This is a genomic window from Pseudidiomarina gelatinasegens, from assembly GCF_004025325.1.
Classification (GTDB): domain Bacteria; phylum Pseudomonadota; class Gammaproteobacteria; order Enterobacterales; family Alteromonadaceae; genus Pseudidiomarina; species Pseudidiomarina gelatinasegens.
Genome location: NZ_RSFE01000004.1, coordinates 163074 through 185345, shown reverse-complemented (window position 1 = coordinate 185345; position 22272 = coordinate 163074). Strand labels below are relative to the sequence as shown.

The following is a 22272-nucleotide window of genomic DNA, read 5'->3' as shown; positions in this document are numbered from 1 at the left end:
TAAAAAGCTCACAGATGAATCCCATGAACTACGTACACTGGAATATACTAATGTAAAGGTAATGTAACAACAAGTATCTGCGAGTTAAGCCGTAGATTTTCCAAGGCGTGTGCAGTTGCGTCCATCGTGCTTGGCTTGATAAAGGCCGTCATCGGCCCGTTGAATGATTGATATTTGTGTGTCGGTTGGGGAAAGTGTTGCCGAGCCAATGCTTAAGGTTAGGTGTAAATCTTCATCAGTAAAACGATGCCGACCAACAGCTACGCGGATCTTTTCTGCCAACTCCACTGCACCATCTTCACCGGTCTTTGGTGCAATAATCAGGAACTCCTCACCGCCCCAGCGACCCAGTACATCGGTTGCGCGCGCGCAGCTCTGCAAGAGGCTGCTCAGCTCAACCAGCACTTCATCACCAACGACGTGCCCATAACTGTCATTGAGCGTTTTGAATTGGTCGGCGTCAATAATCAACACAGACAGATCAGTTTTGTCACGTTTGGCGCGCTGCAATTCAATTTCGAGCATGGCATCAAGATGTGAGCGGTTGAATAATTGAGTTAGCGGGTCGGTAACCGCTAAAATCTCCAGCTCTTGATTACGTTTGGCCAAAAATGCGAAGGCTTCGGTACGGGATTTTTCATAGTGACGGCTAATCGTCAGCAAGGCGAACAACGAAAGCGCGATGTTAAAGTAACTCGGAATATTTAGTTCGTAACTGGGCCAGCCTGAGGAGAAAACGACAATAAACACGATAGAGGCTGTCAAAAACAACACACTAACGTATAGCCCACGGCGAATGCCTAATAAGAAAAATGAAATTGTTGGTACTAAGCTTAACCAAATAAATGAATAGTTTCGGCCTTGCGCAATTGCTAAATAGATGCCCAAAAAAACCACAATTGTGCCGGTAAGAGCTATAGCGCTGCGGTCTAAGTTCAGGTTCTTACGCAAGTCGACTTGTATGGCCAAAATAGCTGCGAACACACATAAGTTGGCTATCGCCATGTCGAAATAGCCAAATAACGTCAGGTTTAGTAGTACAAAGGCGCCGGAGTAGACTTGCAAAATAAGCAGCAAGCTTTGCATTAATTGTACACGCCAGTAGCGTGGGTCTTGACGTTCAAAAGGGTGGTGGATAACCCACCACCCTTGATGAACTAACGTACGCAAAACTTGCCAGCTCATGCGTGGTTACCAGCTTGAACTAAAGCTGTTCAGCGTGAGGTAACTCATGCGCTGGAGCTTCTTTGTTGCCTTCAACCAAAAAGTGCTGCATCCAACGCATTAGGCGCATGGAGTAGTCCAGCTGTGCGGCAACGCGGCGGTTGCCGTGCCCTTCACCTGGGTATAATACCAAGCGCACCGGAACCTTACCGTGGGTTTTCAAATAACGGTATAGTTCCATGGACTGGCTTGGGTGCACACGCGTGTCTTCTTTGCCGTGCATGATCAAAATAGGTGTACGGGCTTTTTCAGCATGATAAATCGGGCTGCGCTCAAGGTACCATTGCCACTTTTCCCACGGATAACTGCGTGCATGAACCGCGTGCATTTCTTTGGCAATATCGGTGGTACCGAATTTTGAAATGTTGTCACTGATACCAACGAACATCACACTTGCTGCGAAATGTTCCGTCAGAGCAGTTGCGCCCCAAGCTGAAGCAAAGCCGCCGTAAGAGCCACCGGTGATGCCCACTTTGGTTTCGTCAACAAGCCCCATTTCTACCAAGTGATTTTTGCCATCAACAAGGTCGTCAAATTCCTTACCTGCGTAGTCATTTTGGCCGAGCTTAGAAAACTCGACGCCACGCCCCGTGCTGCCACGGTAATTTGGGAAAAACAGCGCATAGCCTTGTTGCGCAGCATATTTTACCGGGCTGCCATAACGATCAAGCCAACCATTGCTGTAATGGGCTTCTGGTCCGCCGTGCACCACCATGATAAGTGGGTAACGTTTGCCTTCGGTATAATCCGTTGGGTAAACCACCACACCTTCAAGCTCTAGGCCGTCACGGGCCTTGTAACTGATGGTTTCTTGGCGGGGCATAGTGACATCGTCTAACCATGGATTAGAATTGGTTAGGCGCGTGATGTTTTGTCCACTAATGCGAAATAACTCTGTTGGATGTGCACTGCTGTGCGCCCGAACCAGGACATCGTTTTTACCGGGTGCAACTTCAATGTCGACCGCAACCAGTTTACTTGGCTCCATGAGCATGCGGCTTTCAAACCACTGCATAGTCAACGCTTGCACTTCACTTTGTGTGCCACGATGACCTAACCAAATAAGTTCATCATTGCGACGCCAAGCGATGTCTTGCACATGACCTTGATAATCAGGCAGCAGGTTGGTTCTTTCATTTTCTTTACTGGTGTCATACACGTACAACCGGCCCGAGGCTGGGTCGTTATAATCCGCAGCACCAATCACCGCCAAATAACGGCCATCAGGCGAGAACTCAGCTTTGCCGAGCTTACCAACTGATTCAAAGGCACTGACTTGTTTGCCGTCATAATCGAGCAGTTGATACTGTGTGCTCATGTAATTGTCGTCAACCAGGGCTGTTGGCGCGACACGAACCAACAGCTGGTCGTTCTCTGGGCGAAATGCAACGGACAATACTTGCGTGTCAGTGCTTAACTGAACAGGCTTCGCGTCATCAGCTTGCGTGTCGTAAAGCCAAAGGTGTGTAAACTCGTTCTGTTCTTCATAAATTTCTGCTTTGAAGCCTTTTTTGGCTAGTTTACTCTTGGTTTCATCGGCTTTAGAGCGAGCGCGAAAAGCAATATAGCGGCCGTTATTGCTAACCGCATAGCTGCTAATAGCTGCGTCATGGCTCAGGGCGAGCTGCGCTTCGCCACCGGTAGTTGCCATTTTGTATAAGCTGGTGTGCTTCGCATCGTCGCGTTTAGCCAAAAAATAAATTGTTTGGCCATTAAAGCTCACCGAGCGCACTGACTCTTTACCGGTAATGAATGGCACGCTGGTGGCATCGCCATGTACGGTGTGAAGCTCAATGTAGGCACCACCGTCTTCATCTTTATACGGAGTACGTGGAACCACGCGGGTAAATGCTGCCAACTGGCCGTCGGCGGCAAGAGCCGCACTATTAATTGATTTTACGGTAACCGTTTCTTGCAACGTGATATCACGCGCAAAACTGGGTACGGTTAATACCGCAGCGACTAAAATGACGCCAATGCTGCGAAGCATAATGAACTCCTCGTTGCTTTGTTGTTCAAGATTTATTCGTATAATTTTGTTAATACTACCAGTAAAATTATTGACTTCCCACGAAATAACGCCAATCTGTTAACAACATTTTAAGCTTTGGGTACCCCATGCTAGACCAACTATTAATAGGCGCAATTTTAATCGGAGCGCTGGTGCTATTTGTCTGGGACAAATGGCGCTACGACATTGTCGCAATGCTGGCGCTGTTAATTGCAGCGGCATTGGGGTTGGTTCCTGCCCAAGAGGTCTTTGCTGGTTTTGGTAATGCCGCCGTTATTACGGTTGCAGCAGTATTGGTGATTAGCCATGCCATGTGGCGATCTGGGGTGGTCGACGCGCTAGCGTCGCTAATGAAGCGGGTTGGTGATAAAGCGTGGATTCAAATGATCGCGTTAACCACTATTACCACCATATGCTCCGCATTTATTAGCAACACGGGAACCATGGCAATTATGATTCCGGTGGCGCTGCAGTTATCACGTAGCGGCCTTGGTCACGCTTCTAAAGTGTTAATGCCGATGGCCTTTGGTTCATTGCTGGGCGGTACCATTACTATGATAGGTACACCGCCAAACATTATCATTGCGGACATTCGTCACGAAGCTCTGGGTAGTAGCTTCGGTATTTTTGACTTTACCCCGGTAGGCTTGAGTTTGGCGGCAATTGGTTTGGTATTTATGTGGGTTACCAGCCGTTGGTTGGTGCCGAATACCACCAGCCGTGACGCAGCCAACTCACCTTATGACATGAGCTCGTATATAACCGAATTGTGGGTTCCCGAAGAGGCCAATTGTGTCGGGCAAACCTTGTTTGAACTCGAAAGCAAAATCAAAGACAACTTTGCCATTGTTGCGGTGAAACACGGAAAGGCAGTTACCACTGCGCCGCCACGTTATTATCGTATCAAGGCGGAAGATGTGCTTATTGTAGAGGCCGATACTGAAACATTGCAACAAATTATTGATGCGACCGGTCTGGAGCTCAATGCTGACGAAGAACTCGCTGACCGATTTTTAATTTCCGCCGAAGTGCAAGTGGTAGAGGGGGTTGTGGGTCCTGATTCACGACTCATTGGCCGTTCGGCTGCTGATTTACGCTTGCGCCACCGTTTTGGCGTGAATGTGCTGGCCGTTGCACGGCAAGGGCAACCGGTAAAACCAAATTTAGCCAATATTCGTTTCAAGCCGGGCGATGTATTGCTGTTGCAAGGCGACGCCGAAATTCTAACGGATGTATTCCGTCGGTTTGGATGCTTTCCGTTAGCGCAGCGCAGTATGCGCATTGGTGGCGTAAAAAAGCTGTTCACGCCGTTAGCCATTTTTGCGGTTGCTATTTTAGCCAGTGCGTTGGGGCTATTGTCAGTGCCGGTAGCTTTTACTGCCGCTGCGGGCGCGATGGTGTTAGCGAATATCATTCCGTTGCGCGAACTGTATGAGAACGTCGACTGGCCAATCGTTGTGTTACTTGGTGCGACCATACCACTTGGTGGTGCCTTAGAGCGAAGTGGGGCGGCGCATACGCTAGCGGAATGGGCGTTCGTTGTGAGTAGTGACGCACCGGCGGCGGTTGCAATGACAATTCTACTGGTGGTGACGATTAGTTTGTCGAATATTGTAAATAACGCCGCCGCAGCGGTGCTGATGGCACCAATCGGTTTAAACATGGCGGAAAGCTTGGGTGTTGCGCCAGATCCATTCCTAATGGCGGTTGCGGTTGGCGCTGCACTACCATTTATCACCCCCATTGGGCATCAGTCGAATATCTTAGTTATGGGGCCTGGTGGGTATGCTTTCGGCGATTACTGGAAGTTAGGGTTACCGCTGACTATGGTTTTAACCGCTGCCACCGTGCCCCTTATTCTCTGGTTTTGGCCGCTGTACGGGTAGCTTCTGCGCCAAGTGCAATAATCCGTAACTGCGCAATTGTTTGTTCAGCAAGTCGATGCCTTTCTTTTGCATCGGCATCGAGTGCGTCGGCGCCTGCGCTAAACACAATGCGAACAATCGCGTCAGCCTGCAGCTCAGCAAGATAACGTTCAAAATTTTGTTCATCCACTAAATAATCGACCAACTCAGCGGTGAAATGCTCAACTTCGCGTGTTACCGCGAGTCGAAACTCCCTTGAGTTCCCAGACTTCTCTTGCAGCAGCAGACGGAAAATAGCGGTATTATTGGTGACGAATTCCATAAAGGTGGTTATTGAGGCTCGAATGATTGAGCCACCTTTAGCGATTTGTTGGCGTGACTGGCGCAATAATTGGCGCAGGGTTAAGCCGCCTTCGTCGACTAACGTTAAGCCGAGCTCTTCCATGTTTTGAAAATGGCGGTAAAAAGACGTTGGCGCAATACCGGCTTCGCGCGTAACTTCGCGTAAGCTTAAGCTGGCATATCCATGTTCCGCACTTAACTGGTTCATGGCCGCTTGAATAAGTGCGCGTCGGGTCTTTTCTTTTTGGGCTGCTCGAACGCCTGCCATAGTGATGGAACTCTCTGCTCTAAATGTCGTCAAAGGTGATTATGTCAGTGAACGTGTGTTCACGCAATTCATCGTTTTTTGAGCGATAATGCTTGCGTTGAGCGATTGGTGTAGGTAAATTGAGCGAACAAGTGTTCACTGAAATGAATGTGTATTTCTTTTACGTAGTTAAGTTGGTTTATATTTATGTCGTCACATCAAAATTCAGCTGCCGCTGAAAAACCCCCGATTCTTTGGCTTAACCTAAGTGTTTTTGCTATTACTTTTTTGGTTGCCGCTATTGGCGTACCTTGGTACGGCTTCACCCATGGTTTTTCTACGGGGCTCATCGTTGGCTTAATTGCGACCATTGGCTTTGCTGGTATTTCAATTACCGCCGGTTACCATCGGTTATGGGCGCATCGTACCTATGATGCACATTGGTCATTGCGCATACTATTCGCATTAGGTGGCGCGCTTGCAGTGCAGAACAGTGCATTGCATTGGTCGTCTGATCACCGCGAACACCATAAGCATGTTGACGACAACGACAAAGATCCGTATTCAGCGAAACGCGGGTTTTGGTATTCGCACATCGGTTGGATGCTGCGTGAATATCAAGCGTCGCGGTACACCAACTACGACAACGTGAAAGACATTCAAAAAGACCCAATTGTGATGTGGCAACATCGTAATTATTTAACCCTGACGTTACTAACCACCTTCGGTTGGCCTGTCGCGCTAGGTTTGATGCTTGGCGATGTATGGGGTGCAATAATTTTAGTGGGGTTTGCTCGCTTAGTGATTAATCACCACACAACATTCTTTATTAACTCGCTGGCGCACATATGGGGTAAGCAAACTTATACGGATCGCAACACGGCCCGCGATAATGGTGTGTTAGCATTTTTGACCTTTGGCGAGGGCTACCACAATTACCACCATATTTTCTCGGCGGATTACCGCAATGGCATTCGCTGGTGGCAGTTTGACCCAACCAAGTGGTTGATTCGTGCTTGCTCGTGGGTTGGTTTAACGCGCAACTTAAAACGCACTAACGGTTACCAAGTTGAAAAAGCGCGCTTAGAAATGCAGTTTAAGAAAGCCACTGCAAAAGCAGAAGTTTCGTGCGAAACAACCATGGCGAAACTGCATGATGAATTTGACGTTATGGTTGCCAAGTTGCGTGAGTACTATCAGGTACGCAAGCAATTGTTAGACATTAAAACGAAAGCACTCGTAGACAGTGTGCATGTGCCCACCTTAGCAGAGCTGCAGGCTAAAGCGGATGCAATGCGTGAGGTATTCGTCGCGCATAAACGCGAGTTCCACCAACTATTGCAACGAACAATTCAAGGCAATATGCAAGGTACACAAAGCGTTTAATTGATGAATAAGAATTGAAAGCCGACCGCAGTCACAATGCTACGGTCGGCTTTTTTGTGGGTGCTATTTCTTTGCTTTGGCAAAGGCATCAGCAAAGGCTGATCCCATAGCTGAGTTCGCTGGCGCCGCAGCTTTGCCCTTTGGTTTTGCTGAAGCTGGTTGTTGTGGCTTACCTGAGGATTTTGTGTTCGTTGCAGCGGGCGCTTGAGCTGTTGGCTCATCATGCAAGCGCATGGTTAAGCTGATACGTTTGCGTGGTACGTCAACTTCAAGCACTTTAACCTTCACAATATCGCCAGCTTTGACAATTTCGCGCGGGTCACTGACAAACTTATCTGCCAAAGCCGATACGTGCACTAAACCGTCTTGGTGAACACCAATATCCACAAAGGCACCAAAGGCAGCAACATTACTGACGACGCCTTCGAGTGTCATGCCAGGCTTCAAATCCTTGATGTCGTCTACGCCATCTTTAAAGCTCGCTGTTTTAAACTCAGGGCGTGGGTCACGACCCGGTTTATCAAGCTCACGCAAGATGTCCTGTATGGTCGGAAGCCCAAACGTGTCATCGGTATAATCAGCGGCGTTTAAATTCTTCAAGAAGCTTGAATCGCCAATGATGTCGTTCACTTCGCGCGCATTAGCGGCAGCAATGCGCTCAACAACCGGGTAGGCCTCTGGGTGAACCGCAGAACCGTCAAGCGGCTGCTCACCGTTCATGATGCGCAAGAAGCCAGCCGCTTGTTCAAATGACTTAGGCCCCATGCGGGCAACTTTCAGAAGCTGCTTGCGTGCCGTGAAGCGACCGTGACTATCCCGATGCGTAACAATGTTCTGCGCGAGCGTTTTGGTTAAACCCGCAACGCGTGCCAGCAACGCTACTGAAGCGGTATTAATATCCACTCCGACAGCGTTTACACAGTCTTCCACGACAGCATCAAGGCTTTGCGCGAGTTGCGCTTGGCTAACATCGTGCTGATATTGGCCGACACCGATTGATTTAGGTTCTATCTTCACCAGCTCAGCCAGCGGGTCTTGCAATCGGCGAGCAATCGATACGGCGCCACGAAGTGACACATCCAAATCTGGGAATTCGTTGGCAGCAAGTTCAGAAGCAGAATAAACAGATGCCCCAGCTTCGTTAACGATCACTTTTGCGGCTTTTATTTCCGGGTTGGCTTTTAGCATTTCGCCAACTAGCTTGTCGGTTTCGCGCGAATGCGTGCCATTGCCAATCGAAATGAGTTTTACTTTGTGTTGCTTACACATGCCAGCCAAGGTACGCATGGCTTTATCGACTTGGTTTTGGGGCTGGAATGGAAATACCGTATTGGTGCCAAGCACTTTACCGGTTGAGTCCACCACTGCAACTTTAATGCCGGTACGAACGCCTGGGTCTAAGCCCATGGTGACCTTGTCGCCGGCAGGTGCCGCCATCAATAAATCTTTTAAGTTGTTGGCAAAAATTTGAATGGCATCGGTCTCGGCGCGCTCGCGCACTGAACCGAATAATTCGGTTTCCATGTGCAGCAGTATTTTAATGCGCCATGTCCACTGAACCGTTTGCTGTAACCAAGCATCGCCAGCGCGGCCTTGATCATGCCAGCCAATGTGCGCAGCAATGAGGTGCTCGCCGTGGCTGTGAGCTTTAGGGTCCTCTTGCTGCGGGTCAGCGTTGAGTTTGAGCTGCAAGATACCTTCGTTACGGCCGCGAAATAATGCCAATGCGCGGTGCGAAGGTATTTTCTTAATGGCTTCATGAAATTCGAAATAGTCGCGGTATTTTGCGCCTTCAGCTTCTTTGCCGGGTGCCAGTGTGCTGGTGATTTCTGCGTTATTCCATAAGTAGTCACGCACTTTTTTCAGCAACGCGGCATCTTCAGCAAAGCGTTCCATCAGTATAAAACGGGCACCATCAAGCACGGCTTTTTCATCAGCAAAACCAGCGTCGGCATTAATGAACTGTTGCGCTTCTGTTTCAGGGGTTAAGCTCGGGTCAGCAAATAAAGCATCGGCAAGTGGCTCGATACCTGCTTCAATAGCAATTTGCCCCTTAGTGCGACGCTTCGGTTTAAACGGGAGGTATAAATCTTCTAACTCGGTTTTTGACTCGGTTGATAAAATCGACCGCTCGAGTTCAGCCGTCAGCTTATCTTGTTCACGGATGCTTGCCAAAATCACTGCGCGCCGGTCATCCAGCTCACGCAAGTAAGTTAAGCGCTGGGCTAAATTACGCAGTTGCGTGTCGTCTAAACCGCCCGTTGCTTCTTTTCTGTAACGGGCAATAAAAGGCACCGTAGCACCGTCGTCAAGTAGCGCGATAGCAGCTTGTACTTGCTGCGAACTGACCGCTAATTCGTTCGCGATTTGCTGAGTAATCGAGCTCATAGCTTCTCTCATGTTGTCCTTGTGAACCAAAAAATGTGCCCAAGTATATCAGGCTGATTCTGGCTTGTGTGCGTTTAGGTGTTGTTATCGCGTAAAGTGGTAAGTTATTTGGTTCACAAACCAAAGTTTGGGGCCGTTGGGGGTTTGCACCACAAACTCATCGTCAACTTGCTTGCCAAGTGCTGCACGTGCCATGGGGGCATCAATCGAAATAACATCGTCGCGTTGATAAATTTCGTCGGGGCCAGCTATCGTAAAGCTACGTTGTTCACCATGCTCGTCTTCAACGACAACACTGGCACCGAAGAACACTTTGCCTTCTTGCTGCGGGGAGTAGTCGACAATTTTTAGTTGCTCAAGGCGTTTGCGCAAGAACCGAATGCGGCGATCAATTTGACGCAACTTCTGCTTATTGTATTTGTAATCCGCGTTTTCACTTCTATCGCCAAGGCTGGCTGCCCAAGTTACTTTTTCAGTGGTTTCACGACGTTCTACGCGCCACAAGTGGTCCAACTCTTGTTGAAGTTTAAGATAACCCGTACGGCTAATTAGATTTGTTTTCATCGGTTATTTGGTTGCTCTTTGGCTCAGTTAAGCGTTATTACTAAAAAAATCGAAGACTAGAGTGACGTTCAAACGCTATTGTGGCAAGAAAAGACTGGAAATACAGGTTCGAAGATCCTATTTTCAATCAATTGCAGCTGCGGAGTAAACCATGCCGAAAGTCGATGTACGCCGACGGAATCATATTATAGAGCACCGCAAACAGGGCCGCCCAGTGCTATTTGGGCATGGCTTTGGGTGTGACCAATTAATTTGGGAGCCGGTCATATCTTACATGCCCGCTACTATCGCGCCGATAACGTTCGACCATGTCGGGTGCGGACGTTCGGATTTTAGTGCTTATACGCTCAAGAAATACAGTGATCTAGACGGGTATGTTGATGATCTCATCGAAGTCATTGAGGCCCTCAATTACGGTGCTATCGACTTTGTTGGGCATTCTGTTGGCGGTATGATGGCTATGCTGGCGTCAATTAAGCGACCTGATTTATTTTCAAAACTTATCGCAATTGGGCCCTCGCCTCGATACGTCAATGATTGTGACTACGAAGGCGGATTCGAGCGCGAAGATATTCTCGAGTTGTTATCCATGATGGAGCGCAATCATTTTGAGTGGGCTGGTTATTTGGCCCCAATAGTAATGAAAAACAGCCATCGACCAGAATTTGCTGACGAATTAAGAAAAAGCTTTGCGAATTCCGATCCGGTTATTTCGCGTAAGTTTGCCGAGGCAGTGTTTTTGTCGGACAACCGTGACAAACTCAGCCAGATACCTGTGCCCATCACCTTACTGTACTGCGACGTTGATGTTATTGTGCCGCTTGAGGTGATTCATTTCATGGCGCTACACATTCCACAAGCAAAGCTAGTTCGGCTCGATGCCATCGGGCATTACCCGCATTTAAGCGCCCCGGAAAACGTTAGTCAGGAGATACTGGCAAATTTATGATCAAATCTGAGCATTGGATCGGTCACGCGCCGGTTGGACTAATGGCCATCCACAATAATCATCATGTTGTTGAAATTAACGACATGCTGCTGAATTTGCTTGGGTATCAACGCAACGAATTGATTGGGCAAAGCATTAATTCGCTATTTACTCGTTCGGGTAAGTTGTTCTTTCTCACACACGTTTTTCCCTTATTGCAACACCATGGCAATGTGGAAGAAATGTATTTGCGGCTGCGTGATAAAAAAGGCGACGAAGTTCCTGTGCTAATGAACGCCACTGCGGTTGAAACGGATGGCAGCTTAGTCTATATGTTCGCGATGATGCCGATTCAGCGGCGATTTATTTTTGAAGACCAACTGCTCAGCGCCCGTAAAGAAGCAGAGCAGGCGTTCGCCGCGGAGCGCGAGGCCACCGATGCTCTGGAATTAGCACAAGCAGATTTAGAAGCGAAACAAGAACAGCTACTTGCACTGAACGAACAACTACAGCGACTTGCCACCACAGATGAAATGACCCAATTAGATAACCGCCGAAGTTTTGAAGCCTCACTCGAAAAGCATTTGGCGTTGGTGAAACGCAACGCAAGCACAGGGGGCTTACTACTGCTTGATGTGGATCATTTTAAAGCAATTAATGATAGTCATGGGCATAGCAAGGGCGACGAGGTGCTGAGAAGTATCGGGAAATTATTGCGCGGCCTTACACGTGACATTGATACAGCCGCACGGGTGGGTGGCGAAGAGTTTGCTGTTATTATGCCAAATGTTGGTAGTGAAGGCGCGTTTACCGCCGCAGAGAGAATTCGTCATAGCGTGCAAGCGCATACCTTTAAACACGGCCAAGTAACCGTGAGTATCGGGGTAACCATGCTTAAGGAAGGCGACGATCGAGAGCGTATCTTAAGCCGGGTAGACCGAGCGTTGTATCAAGCCAAACACAATGGTCGTAACCGGATTGAGTACGCCTGAAACCTTTCGTTACAAGCCTTTGTTGGCAAACTAGTTTGCATCGCATATAGTGCAAAAGTTAGCTTCACTGAGCATAAAATTATGAGCCAAGAAACCTTTAAAATTCTCGTTGTAGATGATGATGCGCGGTTGCGCAGTTTGCTTGATCGATACTTGCAAGAACAAGGCTTTTACGTGCGCTCCGCAGGCGAAGGCGAGCAGATGAATCGTTTGCTGGAACGTGAAAACTTTCATTTGCTGGTTCTCGACTTGATGTTGCCGGGCGAAGATGGCTTGTCGATTTGTCGCCGTTTGCGTCAGCAAAACAATGACATTCCAATTGTTATGTTAACCGCAAAGGGCGATGAAGTAGACCGTATCATTGGGCTTGAGCTTGGTGCCGACGATTACTTGGCCAAGCCGTTCAACCCACGCGAATTGCTGGCACGCATCCGCGCGGTGCTGCGCCGTCGCGGCAAAGAAATTCCTGGCGCACCAAGCGCAGAAGACCAAGAAATTTCCTTTGGTGAGTTTCATCTTAATTTAGGCACACGGGAAATGTTCCGTGGTGATCAACCGATGCCACTCACCAGCGGTGAGTTTGCTGTATTGAAAGCGTTGGTTACACACCCGCGTCAGCCAATGTCACGCGACAAGCTGATGAACCAAGCACGCGGCCGTGACTACAGTGCTTTAGAACGTAGCATTGATGTGCAAGTTTCACGCTTGCGCCGCATGCTTGAGACCGATCCGGCCAACCCACGCTATATTCAAACGGTGTGGGGGCTGGGTTACGTGTTTGTTCCAGACGGTAAACAGGCAGCAGGTAAATCAAACTAATATGCATTTATTTCCGCGTTCGGCATTTGCCCGTACGGTCGCGTTAATTGCCGCGTTGTTACTGATCAATCAAATCGTGTCCTACATTATGATTGGTTTGTATGTGGTGAAACCAAGCATGCAACAAATTAGCAGTGTGGTCGCGCGGCAGGTGCAGGGTATTTTGGCACTTGATCAGTGGATTGATCAGGTTGAACTGACCGCGGAACAACAACAGACACTGGTAACAAGTTACACCGAAGCAACGGGAATTCGCGGTGTTAGTATTAACGATGCCGTTCAGCAAGGGTTGGCAGACACCACGACCTATAACTTCCTCTCTGCTCAATTATCTGACCTCTTGCAAGCCAATACCGAAGTGCGAATTTCGCAAGGCGCAGTCTATAAAGTGTGGTTGCGCACGGAAAACCTGCCCGGCTATTGGTTGGTGATAGAGCTGGATAGCTTTGACGAAGCCCGGTTCTCACCTTTGTTGTTTTACTTAGTACTAATTGGTGCACTCAGCGTTTTCGGCGGCATGGTTTTCACCAATTGGCAAAATCGGCCACTTAAAGCGCTCGAGGCCGCCGCCAAGCAGATTGGCCAAGGTGACTATCCAGACCAACTACCAGAACGCGGTTCCAGCGAGGTGATTGCTGTAACGCGAGCTTTTAACCAGATGAGTCAAGGGGTCAAGCAACTCGAGCAAGATCGGGCGCTGTTGATGGCTGGGGTTTCGCATGACCTGCGTACACCGCTGACACGTATTCGCTTGGCGACTGAGATGATGCCACCGAATGAAGATTATTTGGCCGAAGGAATCATCAGCGACATTGACGATATGAACGCCATTATCGATCAATTTATTGATTACATTCGCAGCGACACGTCAGCCGACAATGACCAGCAGAATCTGAACTACTTGGTGGAAGACGTGGTTGCGCATGTTCCAGATTCATGGCATTCCAAAATAGAAGTTATCTATAACGAGATGCCGGACGTGCCGGTACGGGAAATTTCCATCAAGCGGGTTCTCATAAACCTACTGGAAAATGCCGAGCGCTATGGGCATGAAAAAGTACTTGTTGAAACTGGCTATGACAACCAGCGGAAAATGGCTTGGTTTAAGGTGTGTGATGATGGGCCGGGCATTCCAGCAAATCAAATTGAGCACGTGTTGCAACCCTTTACGCAAGGTGACAAAGCACGATCCACTAAGGGCTCTGGCCTTGGTTTAGCGATTGTGAAGCGCATTGTGGAACGGCACCACGGTCGCGTGCTGTTTGGCAGCAGCCAGCGACTTGGCGGTTTGTGTGTGCGTGTCGAATTGCCGCTAGAGATAAAAGCCGAAAGTGCGCGTTAACCGCGCACTCGATTCAGACCATTCAATGCTGCTACCCGGTAGGCTTCAGCCATAGTCGGGTAGTTAAACGTGGTATTTACGAAATACTCAATGGTATTGCCTTCACCTTTTTGTTCCATGATGGCCTGGCCAATGTGAATAATTTCAGAGGCGCGCTCACCAAAACAATGAATACCCAACACTTCTTTGGTTTCACGATGAAACAAAATTTTCAGGTTACCTACGGCCATATTTGAAATTTGAGCGCGCGCTAAATGTTTAAACTGCGCACGGCCCACTTCATACGGCACTTTTTGTTCTGTCAGTTCTTCTTCTGTTTTACCCACGGAGCTGATTTCTGGAATGGTATAAATCCCAGTTGGAATATCACTGATCAACCGCTGATCACATTCATCAAATAACATCGCGGTTGCACAAATACGGCCTTGATCGTAGGCCGCGCTAGCCAAAGAAGGGTAACCAATAATATCGCCCACGGCATAAATAGAGTCGACTTTGGTTTGATAATGCTTATTCACTTCAAGTTGCCCGCGATGGTTTGGTTTCAAACCCACATTATCCACCTTGAGCTGCTCAATATTGCCGGAGCGACCGTTAGCAAATAGCAAGCAATCGGCATCGATACGTTTACCCGATTGTGTATATAAGGTCACGCCATCTTCGTGGCCTTCGATGCGCTCGTATTCTTCATTATGACGAATCACCACACCACTATTACGCAGGTGATAACTCAAAGCGTCAGAAATCTCGGCATCCAAAAAACTCAGTAAGCGACTGCGTGTGTTAATTAAGTCGACTTTAACGCCAAGACCACGAAATATACTGGCGTACTCACAACCCACTACGCCAGCGCCGTAAATAATAATACTGCGCGGCTCGTGGGTTAAGTTCAGTACGGTATCCGAGTCGTAAACGCGTTCATGGCTGAAATCAACATCAGGTGGATGGTAGGGGCGCGAGCCAGTCGCGATGACGACCTGTTTCGTCGTGATGTATTCTGTGGTGCCGTCAGTTTGCGTGATTTTCAAGCGGTGCGGTGTTTCGAACTCTGCGGTGCCATGAATCACGTCAACACCGTTACGTTCATAAAAACTGCTGCGTAACCCCACTTGTTTACGAATGACACCCTGCGCGTGGCGGAGTATTTCGGCAAAGGTTAACCCGCGCTGAATGCGCTCCGCTGCAAATAATGGGTTGGCATTGTATTCGATAAGGCGACTGACCGAGTGGCGTAAAGCTTTCGAAGGAATGGTACCCCAATGGGTACAACCACCACCAATTGAACTGTGCTTTTCAACCATTGCTACTTTGCGCCCGTTTTTAGCTAATTGCATCGCTGCGCCTTCGCCGCCGGGGCCACTTCCAATAACAACTGCGTCAAATTGCAGGTCTGTTGGGCTCATCAACTGCTCCTTCTGGTTGTACCGCTTGCTTCTTTGCCGTTATAGTAACGGAAAGATGATGTATTCAGCCAGTTTAATGGAATCGTCATGGCGTACAAACCCATTCCAGAAATTTTGACTCGACAAATTGTAGCAACCAGCAGGCTGTTGCGTATTGAGGCGATCGATCTTCGTTTTAGTAACGGCGTTGAGCGGCAATTTGAGCGCATGGCCAGCAGTGGCCGCGGTGCTGTGATGATTGTTCCATTTGTTGATAACGACACATTAATGTTGGTCCGCGAATACGCGGCAGGCCTGCATAACTACCAACTTGGCTTCCCCAAAGGCTTAATTGACCCTGGTGAAACACCTGAAGAAGCAGCAAACCGCGAGTTAAAAGAAGAAATTGGCTATGGTGCGAAGCAATTGATACCGCTGAAAAGTGTAACGATGGCGCCGCAATTTTTTTCGGCCACCATGCATATTTTTATAGCGCGTGATTTGTATCCAGAGAGCTTACCCGGTGATGAGCCTGAACCGTTAGAGCCGGTGCCATGGTTAATTAGTAAAGCGGATGCGCTGCTTGAGCAAGAAGACTTTACCGAAGCGCGCAGTATCGCCGCGCTTCTGATGACCTTAAGGGAATTGCAACGATGAATGACAACAGTTCCGTTGAGCAGTTGCACCAATGGTTAACAGGAGCCGCGGAGGTGGCACTGAAGGCAGGCGATTTAATTCTTGAATTGTACGAAGAACAAGCCTACGAAACCTACGAAAAAGCAGATGACTCACCGGTTACCAGTGCCGATTTTGCCGCCAACCGATTGATTGTTGATGGCCTTGCAGCGCTCACGCCAGATATTCCCATTTTGTCAGAAGAAGGCACCCACCTGACGTTTGAGGAACGCAAGAAGTGGCCGCGCTACTGGATTATTGACCCAATCGACGGTACCCAGGAATTTATTGCCAGAAGTGGGGATTTTGGCGTGATTATTGCGTTGGTGGAGCACAATCAGCCCGTGCTGGGTGTGATTTATTGGCCAGCAGGCGATGTGCTCTATACGGCCCAAAGCGGGCAGGGTGCGTATCGTGAAGATGTGCATGGCAAGCAGCGAATTCACATACGGCGTCTTGCGGACCCTGATCAAGATGTGATTCATATGGCAATTAGCCGCCGTCAGCCGCGTGAGCGCGTGTTGCAGCGCATGACCGGGGACCGCGAATTAGCCATGCTACCTGCCGGCAGTTGTTCGCTCAAAGCGTGCATGATCGCCGAAGGTAAAGCGGATTGCTTCTTACGCGTAGGGCCAACAGGCGAATGGGATACAGCCGCCGCGGAAGTTATTGTCGGTGAAGCCGGGGGGCGCATTGTTGATGAGAACTTTAAGCCACTTACCTACAACCAAGAAGCTGATTTAGGCAACCCAAATTTCATTATTTTAGGTGACCCGGCGGTGCCGTGGCAGAGTGTTTTCATTCATCATCGAAACGGTGATTAGCTGGGAGTATATTCACCGTCTCGTGCAGTTCTGACCAGACTAATACCGCCTCACCGCGCTCTAATTGTGCACGAACATCGTCAACTTTTTGCTGCAGTGATTTTTCGTGGTCACCGTAGTCTGTGCCTTCGCGCAGTACAAAAGCTTCAATAATGCCGGTTAATGTTTCTGGGTTTACTTGTTGCCACGGAATTTCCATTAGTTGCTTGCCTCATTCTGTACTTCTTGTAGTGCTTCTTCAGCGGCCATCCAGTCTTCTTCCGCAGCATTTAACAGACTTTGTGTGGAGGCCTGTTGTTTGAGCAAATCGGTCAGTTCGTTTTTGCGAGCTTCTTCGTAAAGTCCGTTGTCGGCAAGTTTCGTGTTCAAGTCAGCCAATTTTTGCTCGAGCTGAGCCATCGTCTTTTCTGCTTTGAGCACACGGTCTTTTAGCGGCTTCAACGCTTGGCGTTGTTCGGCGGCCTGCCGTTTCTCAGCTTTGCGGTCGGCTTTCCCGCTGCTGGCGTTGTCAGCTATTGCGGCAGCTTGGGTGTGCTTTTTCAACCAGTCGTGATAAGCGTCTAGGTCACCAGCAAAGGGTTCGACATGCTGATTTGCCACCAGATAAAACTCGTCCACAGTGGTGCGTAGCAAATGCCTATCATGCGACACAATAACCATCGCGCCGGTAAAGTCTTGCAGGGCATAAACCAGCGCTTCGCGCATGGTGCTGTCCAAATGGTTGGTCGGCTCATCCAGCAGCAATAGATTGGGTTTTTGATAAACAATTAAAGCCAATACTAAGCGTGCTTTTTCGCCGCCAGACATGGGGGCAACTTTCGCGGTTGCGGCGTCACCCGAAAAGCCAAAACCACCAATAAAGTCTCGCAAGGTTTGTTCCGTTGCGGTTGGATCAAGCCGTTGAACATGCATAAGTGGTGAGGCATTAATATCGAGCATTTCCAACTGATGCTGGGCAAAATAGCCAAGTTTAACGCCCGGGTTGAGTTCTACCACCCCGGCTTGCGCCTTAAGTTCACCCGCTAATAATTTAACCAAGGTGGACTTACCGGCGCCGTTTCGGCCCAACAAGCCGATACGACTGCCGGGGACTAAGTTGAATTTGATGCCTTTTAAAATAACCGTATCGCCATAACCCGCTTGTACTTTCTCGAGTGTTAACAGCGGGTTTGGTAGCTGCTCGGGCGCACGGAAACTAAAATTAAACCCGCTAGCGGCGCGCAATGGCGCACTTGCCTGCAGCCGTTCCAATGCTTTAATTCGGCTTTGTGCTTGTTTGGCTTTGCTGGCTTTGTAACGAAACCGGTCAATATAAGTCTGTAAATGCTTGCGCTGAGCCTGTTCTTTTTCGAACTGTGCTTCTTGCTGGGCCAAGTGTTCGGCTTGCTGGCGCTCGAAGCTGCTGTAATTACCGTTATAGGTGGTCGCGGTTTGATGCTCAATGAGAATAATTTGCTGGGCAACGGCGTCGAGAAAATCCCGATCATGCGAAATGACCATTAATGTTCCGGGAAAGCGCTGTAGCCAGTCTTCCAACCAGAAAATTGCATCGACGTCCAAATGGTTAGTGGGCTCATCCAACAGCAACAGGTCAGCGCGAGCGATCAGCGCTTGGGCAAGGTTTAAGCGCATGCGCCATCCCCCGGAAAAAGCTTTAACGGGGTGGTAAATTTGTTCTGGCTGAAAGCCAAGGCCATTCAGCAGCGCTGCGGCCCTTGAAGGTGCATCATAGCCACCGATGGTGGCAAGTTTGTCATGCAAGGCACCAATGGCATGGCCGTCATTGCTTTGTTCGGCCTGTGCGAGTTGCGCTTCAAGACTTCTTAGCTCTTCGTCACCGTCAAGCACATACTCAAGTGCTGAGCGTTCAAGCGCAGGTGTTTCTTGTTTTACACTCGCAATACGCCAGCCTCGCGGTACCTCACAATCGCCTTGCTCAACACTTAACTCATGGCGAAGTAAGGCAAACAATGACGACTTACCAGTGCCATTACGGCCAACCAAACCCACATGATGGCCTGGGAAAATGGTAATATCTGCATTTTCGAGCAACAATTTGCCGCCGCGCATTAACGACATCGCGCGAATGTTTATCATAGAAAGCCCTGACTTGGTGTTCTGCTAAGTTTCTGCGACAATTATACCTGATAGCAACAGAGGTGAATATGACTCAAGCTCGTAAACGTTTTATCGCTGGCGCAGAATGCCCAGCGTGTCATGCGCAAGACACCCTCATGTTAACCATCCAAGGTGAGCAAGAGAAAGTGAGTTGTGTGCAATGTGGGCATGAGTTCTCGGAGCGTGGCGCCAAGCCACCTGCGGCATCCAAAGCCGACGCCAAAAAGCCATCCAGCACCGTGAATCAGGAAGGGCTTATCGGGATTTTCAAACCCGAGTAGCTAATATTGCACCTTACCCGCTAACCCGCTACTGTTAGGTTAACTTTATTCACTGTAAGGGCGAGTTATGAGTCATTTAGTGTATGGTGGTTTGTGGGTTATTTTAACCACGGTAATGGTGCAATGGATTATTGCCAGTGGCGCAAAAGCAAAACAAGCAGGCGCCGTGCCCGGTAAGATTGATGAAACTCTCAGTCACGATTCGTTCGTTTTTCGTGCACATCGCACGTTCCATAACAGCCTCGAAAACGTTCCGTTTTTTATTGCTGCGGCATTTTTAGCGATTTTCGTTGGCGTTGATTCGCAATGGTTTGCCATATCGGTATGGGCGTTTGCCTTCGCACGCATCGTACACATGTTGTTGTATTACGGCATTGCGACGGAACGCAACCCAAGCCCCCGCAGCTATTTTTTCATTATTGGTGTCATTGCCAATATTGTCGTTTTGGTGCAAATCGCCATTGATTTAGTGGCTTAATAAATTCAGCGTGACGCAAAAGGTAAATGCATGACAGACCAGCAGTATCCAATTGGAACTCCAGGAAAGCCTTGGGGAGCGGAAGAAAAGCAACAGTGGCTTGCCGCACAAGAAGCGAAGCGTTCTTACTTCGAAGATGTTGTCAGCCAAATTAATACATTGCACGATCGTTTTGATGTTGAGCAATACGGTGCCTTGGATTATTCCAACAATACGTTCCCGTTGTTTTTAGTTAAAACCCGCCAATGGGACAGCACTAAACCGAACATTCTGGTCACTGGTGGCGTTCACGGTTACGAAACTTCAGGCGTACATGGTGCATTGGCGTTTGTTAAACAGCAGGCAGAACATTACAGTCAGTGGTTTAATATTCTCGTCGCACCGTGCATCAGTCCTTGGGGCTACGAAACGATTAATCGTTGGAATCCATTCGCTATTGATCCAAATCGTTCGTTTAAGCAAGACAGCCCTGCGGGTGAATGCGCAGCCATTATGGACTACCTTGCGCGGCACAACTTAGAGTTTCTAATGCACATTGATTTGCATGAAACAACCGATACAGATAACTCTGAATTTAGGCCCGCCTTAGCTGCGCGCGACGGCACGGTGAACACCAATTGGAATATTCCAGACGGATTTTATACTGTCGGTAATTCTGAACAACCGACGCCTGACTTCCAAAAAGCAATCATTGATTCAGTGCGAAAAGTTACCCACATTGCGCCAGCTGATGAAAATGGCAAATTGATTGGAGCACCCATTGAGCAAGAAGGCGTTATTCATTACGCCGGTAAACAGCTGGGGTTATGTATGGGGTTAACCGATGCGCCATATGTCAGCACAACCGAGGTTTATCCCGATAGCGACAACGCTTCGCCAGCAGAATGTATTGATGCACAAGTTGCTGCCGTAACAGGCGCGATTGACTATCTGCGCAAGCACAAGTAAGAGTATTTAGGTTATTTTTTGCAAACGGAATGCAGTACTGGCGTATCGAGCCCAACAATGCGCCGGACCGATAACAATAAGGGCATTATAAAAAGGAAAATAACATGAATTGGTATATTGCCGTACTCAAGAAATATGCTGTGTTTACTGGCCGTGCGCGCCGCTCTGAATATTGGTTTTTCATATTATTCAACGTGATCATCTCTTTAGTTTTAGGCTTTATCGATGGCTTTTTGGGTCTCGGTGATCCAGAAGCTGGTGTTGGTCTGCTAAGTGTTATCTACGGTTTAGCTGTTTTAATTCCATCAATTGCAGTTGGTGTTCGGCGGTTGCATGATACCGATCGGTCAGGGTGGTGGTTGTTAATTAGCCTTATTCCGCTGATTGGTGGCATCGTGCTGTTAGTATTCTTTGTGTTAGACGGCACACCAGGCGAGAACCGCTTTGGCCCGAACCCTAAGGGCTAACTCATGCGTCCCCATATCTCCTTTATTACACTTACAGTAAGTAATTTGGAGCGAGCCGTCGCGTTTTATCGCGACGGGCTCGGTTGGGCGACAGAAGGAATCGTTGGTAAAGAATATGAACATGGCGCCGTGGCTTTTTTTAAACTCGATGGTGGGCTAATGTTCGCATTGTGGCCGCGTGATAGCTTAGCGAACGACGCTGGGCTACCAGTAACCCCAGCCTCGCCAACCCATGTATTGCTAGCCCATAATGTGGCTTCTGAAGCCGAAGTTAATGCCGTGCTGAAAGAAGCTCAGGCAGCAGGTGCACAGTGGATTAAACCGGCGAAAGCAACCGCTTGGGGCGGTTATGCCGGTTACTTTATGGACCCCGAACAACATTTATGGGAAGTGGTTTACAACCCGAAACTATGAATCAAAACTCTGAAAAATTAATTGCGCAAACTGCAGCGTGGGTAGAACAAGTCATCGTTGGATTTAATCTGTGCCCATTTGCACGGCAAGAAGTTGAGCGGCAAAGCATTGATTATCAGGTTGAGCCAAGCGATGCTTCCGCAGAGCAATTACAAAGCTTGTTAAACCTTTGCAAAAAGCTTGATGATAACCAAGACATTGCCACCGCACTGCTTCTATTACCTTCGGGGGTTGACGATTTTCATGACTATCTGGAACTTGTTGATTACGCAGAGCGTTTACTCGAGCTGGAAGGTTATACGGGAGTTTATCAACTCGCGACTTTTCATCCAAACTATCAGTTTGCCGGTTGTGATGCTGATGATGCGGCAAATTATACCAATCGGTCGCCGTACCCAATGTTACATTTGTTGCGCGAGGACGGGTTAAGTGCAGCGTTAGCGAGTTATGCTAAACCAGAACGTATTCCTGAGCGAAACATTGAGTTCGCAACCAAAAAGGGCGCGGCCTTTTTTGAAGAAATTTTGGCGAATATTAAGGCGTTAAACGGCAACGCTTAGCGCACAACCAAGTTTTT

The 22272-nt window shown here is 48.6% G+C and carries 22 protein-coding genes; 14 read left to right on the top strand and 8 right to left on the bottom strand.

What is annotated here, in order from left to right; all coding sequences use genetic code 11:
- Window positions 1-84: 84 nt before the first annotated feature.
- Window positions 85-1185, bottom strand: a complete 1101-nt coding sequence (locus EGC76_RS06870) for a GGDEF domain-containing protein (RefSeq protein WP_128352261.1) — start codon at window positions 1183-1185, stop codon at window positions 85-87.
- Window positions 1186-1204: 19 nt separating this feature from the next.
- Window positions 1205-3214, bottom strand: coding sequence for a S9 family peptidase (locus tag EGC76_RS06865; protein WP_128352260.1), 2010 nt, complete (start codon window positions 3212-3214; stop codon window positions 1205-1207).
- A 128-nt stretch (window positions 3215-3342) separates the two neighbouring features.
- On the opposite strand from EGC76_RS06865, the gene EGC76_RS06860 reads away from it, so the two are divergent.
- Window positions 3343-5121: an SLC13 family permease gene (locus tag EGC76_RS06860; RefSeq protein WP_128352259.1), complete on the top strand. Its 1779-nt coding sequence runs from the start codon at window positions 3343-3345 to the stop codon at window positions 5119-5121.
- On the opposite strand, the gene fabR is transcribed toward EGC76_RS06860, so the two are convergent.
- Window positions 5090-5710 carry an HTH-type transcriptional repressor FabR gene (gene fabR / locus EGC76_RS06855; RefSeq protein WP_128352258.1) on the bottom strand — a complete coding sequence of 207 codons (621 nt, stop codon included), beginning with the start codon at window positions 5708-5710 and terminating at the stop codon, window positions 5090-5092. The two genes, EGC76_RS06860 and fabR, sit on opposite strands and share 32 nt — an antisense overlap.
- A gap of 186 nt (window positions 5711-5896) precedes the next feature.
- Between fabR and EGC76_RS06850 the strand changes: the two genes are divergently transcribed.
- Window positions 5897-7075: an acyl-CoA desaturase gene (locus EGC76_RS06850; RefSeq protein WP_128352257.1), complete on the top strand. Its 1179-nt coding sequence runs from the start codon at window positions 5897-5899 to the stop codon at window positions 7073-7075.
- A gap of 63 nt (window positions 7076-7138) precedes the next feature.
- On the opposite strand, the gene EGC76_RS06845 is transcribed toward EGC76_RS06850, so the two are convergent.
- Together EGC76_RS06845 and greB are read right to left on the bottom strand one after the other, a co-directional pair.
- Window positions 7139-9463 carry a Tex family protein gene (locus EGC76_RS06845; protein WP_128352256.1) on the bottom strand — a complete coding sequence of 775 codons (2325 nt, stop codon included), beginning with the start codon at window positions 9461-9463 and terminating at the stop codon, window positions 7139-7141.
- A gap of 84 nt (window positions 9464-9547) precedes the next feature.
- Window positions 9548-10027, bottom strand: a complete 480-nt coding sequence (gene greB, locus EGC76_RS06840; protein ID WP_128352255.1) for a transcription elongation factor GreB — start codon at window positions 10025-10027, stop codon at window positions 9548-9550.
- A 151-nt stretch (window positions 10028-10178) separates the two neighbouring features.
- On the opposite strand from greB, the gene EGC76_RS06835 reads away from it, so the two are divergent.
- From EGC76_RS06835 to envZ, 4 genes are all read left to right on the top strand, one after another.
- The gene (locus EGC76_RS06835; protein WP_128352254.1) at window positions 10179-10976 is read left to right on the top strand and encodes an alpha/beta fold hydrolase; all 798 of its coding nucleotides are present in this window, start codon (window positions 10179-10181) and stop codon (window positions 10974-10976) included.
- Entirely contained in the window at window positions 10973-11947 is a 975-nt protein-coding gene (locus tag EGC76_RS06830; RefSeq protein WP_128352253.1) for a sensor domain-containing diguanylate cyclase, read from the top strand. Before EGC76_RS06835 ends, EGC76_RS06830 begins: the two co-directional genes overlap by 4 nt.
- A gap of 81 nt (window positions 11948-12028) precedes the next feature.
- Complete coding sequence (gene ompR / locus EGC76_RS06825; RefSeq protein WP_128352252.1) at window positions 12029-12766, top strand: osmolarity response regulator transcription factor OmpR; 738 nt, start codon at window positions 12029-12031, stop codon at window positions 12764-12766.
- Window position 12767: 1 nt separating this feature from the next.
- Window positions 12768-14108 carry a two-component system sensor histidine kinase EnvZ gene (gene envZ / locus EGC76_RS06820; RefSeq protein ID WP_128352251.1) on the top strand — a complete coding sequence of 447 codons (1341 nt, stop codon included), beginning with the start codon at window positions 12768-12770 and terminating at the stop codon, window positions 14106-14108.
- On the opposite strand, the gene sthA is transcribed toward envZ, so the two are convergent.
- Window positions 14105-15511: a Si-specific NAD(P)(+) transhydrogenase gene (gene sthA, locus EGC76_RS06815; RefSeq protein WP_128352250.1), complete on the bottom strand. Its 1407-nt coding sequence runs from the start codon at window positions 15509-15511 to the stop codon at window positions 14105-14107. The two genes, envZ and sthA, sit on opposite strands and share 4 nt — an antisense overlap.
- Before the next feature lie 87 nt (window positions 15512-15598).
- On the opposite strand from sthA, the gene nudE reads away from it, so the two are divergent.
- Both nudE and cysQ read left to right on the top strand, forming a co-directional pair.
- Window positions 15599-16147 (top strand): ADP compounds hydrolase NudE, encoded by a 549-nt coding sequence (gene nudE / locus EGC76_RS06810; RefSeq protein WP_128352249.1) that lies wholly within the window; start codon window positions 15599-15601, stop codon window positions 16145-16147.
- Window positions 16144-16989: a 3'(2'),5'-bisphosphate nucleotidase CysQ gene (gene cysQ / locus EGC76_RS06805; protein ID WP_128352248.1), complete on the top strand. Its 846-nt coding sequence runs from the start codon at window positions 16144-16146 to the stop codon at window positions 16987-16989. The genes nudE and cysQ overlap by 4 nt, the downstream gene beginning before the upstream one ends.
- On the opposite strand, the gene EGC76_RS06800 is transcribed toward cysQ, so the two are convergent.
- Together EGC76_RS06800 and EGC76_RS06795 are read right to left on the bottom strand one after the other, a co-directional pair.
- Window positions 16964-17188: a YheU family protein gene (locus EGC76_RS06800; protein ID WP_128352247.1), complete on the bottom strand. Its 225-nt coding sequence runs from the start codon at window positions 17186-17188 to the stop codon at window positions 16964-16966. The two genes, cysQ and EGC76_RS06800, sit on opposite strands and share 26 nt — an antisense overlap.
- Window positions 17188-19086 carry an ATP-binding cassette domain-containing protein gene (locus EGC76_RS06795; protein ID WP_128352246.1) on the bottom strand — a complete coding sequence of 633 codons (1899 nt, stop codon included), beginning with the start codon at window positions 19084-19086 and terminating at the stop codon, window positions 17188-17190. The genes EGC76_RS06800 and EGC76_RS06795 overlap by 1 nt, the downstream gene beginning before the upstream one ends.
- A 68-nt stretch (window positions 19087-19154) precedes the next feature.
- On the opposite strand from EGC76_RS06795, the gene EGC76_RS06790 reads away from it, so the two are divergent.
- The 6 genes from EGC76_RS06790 to EGC76_RS06765 all read left to right on the top strand — a co-directional run bounded on the left by EGC76_RS06790 (window position 19155) and on the right by EGC76_RS06765 (window position 22255).
- Window positions 19155-19388: a YheV family putative zinc ribbon protein gene (locus tag EGC76_RS06790; RefSeq protein ID WP_128352245.1), complete on the top strand. Its 234-nt coding sequence runs from the start codon at window positions 19155-19157 to the stop codon at window positions 19386-19388.
- A 67-nt stretch (window positions 19389-19455) separates the two neighbouring features.
- On the top strand, window positions 19456-19866 hold the full coding sequence (locus EGC76_RS06785; protein ID WP_128352244.1) for an MAPEG family protein: 411 nt from the start codon (window positions 19456-19458) through the stop codon (window positions 19864-19866).
- A gap of 30 nt (window positions 19867-19896) precedes the next feature.
- Window positions 19897-20814, top strand: coding sequence for a M14 family metallopeptidase (locus EGC76_RS06780; protein WP_128352243.1), 918 nt, complete (start codon window positions 19897-19899; stop codon window positions 20812-20814).
- Between the two features lie 104 nt (window positions 20815-20918).
- Window positions 20919-21281 carry a DUF805 domain-containing protein gene (locus tag EGC76_RS06775; protein WP_128352242.1) on the top strand — a complete coding sequence of 121 codons (363 nt, stop codon included), beginning with the start codon at window positions 20919-20921 and terminating at the stop codon, window positions 21279-21281.
- Window positions 21282-21284: 3 nt separating this feature from the next.
- Window positions 21285-21695, top strand: coding sequence for a VOC family protein (locus tag EGC76_RS06770; protein ID WP_128352241.1), 411 nt, complete (start codon window positions 21285-21287; stop codon window positions 21693-21695).
- On the top strand, window positions 21692-22255 hold the full coding sequence (locus EGC76_RS06765; protein ID WP_128352240.1) for a DUF1415 domain-containing protein: 564 nt from the start codon (window positions 21692-21694) through the stop codon (window positions 22253-22255). Before EGC76_RS06770 ends, EGC76_RS06765 begins: the two co-directional genes overlap by 4 nt.
- The last annotated feature ends 17 nt before the right edge of the window (window positions 22256-22272 follow it).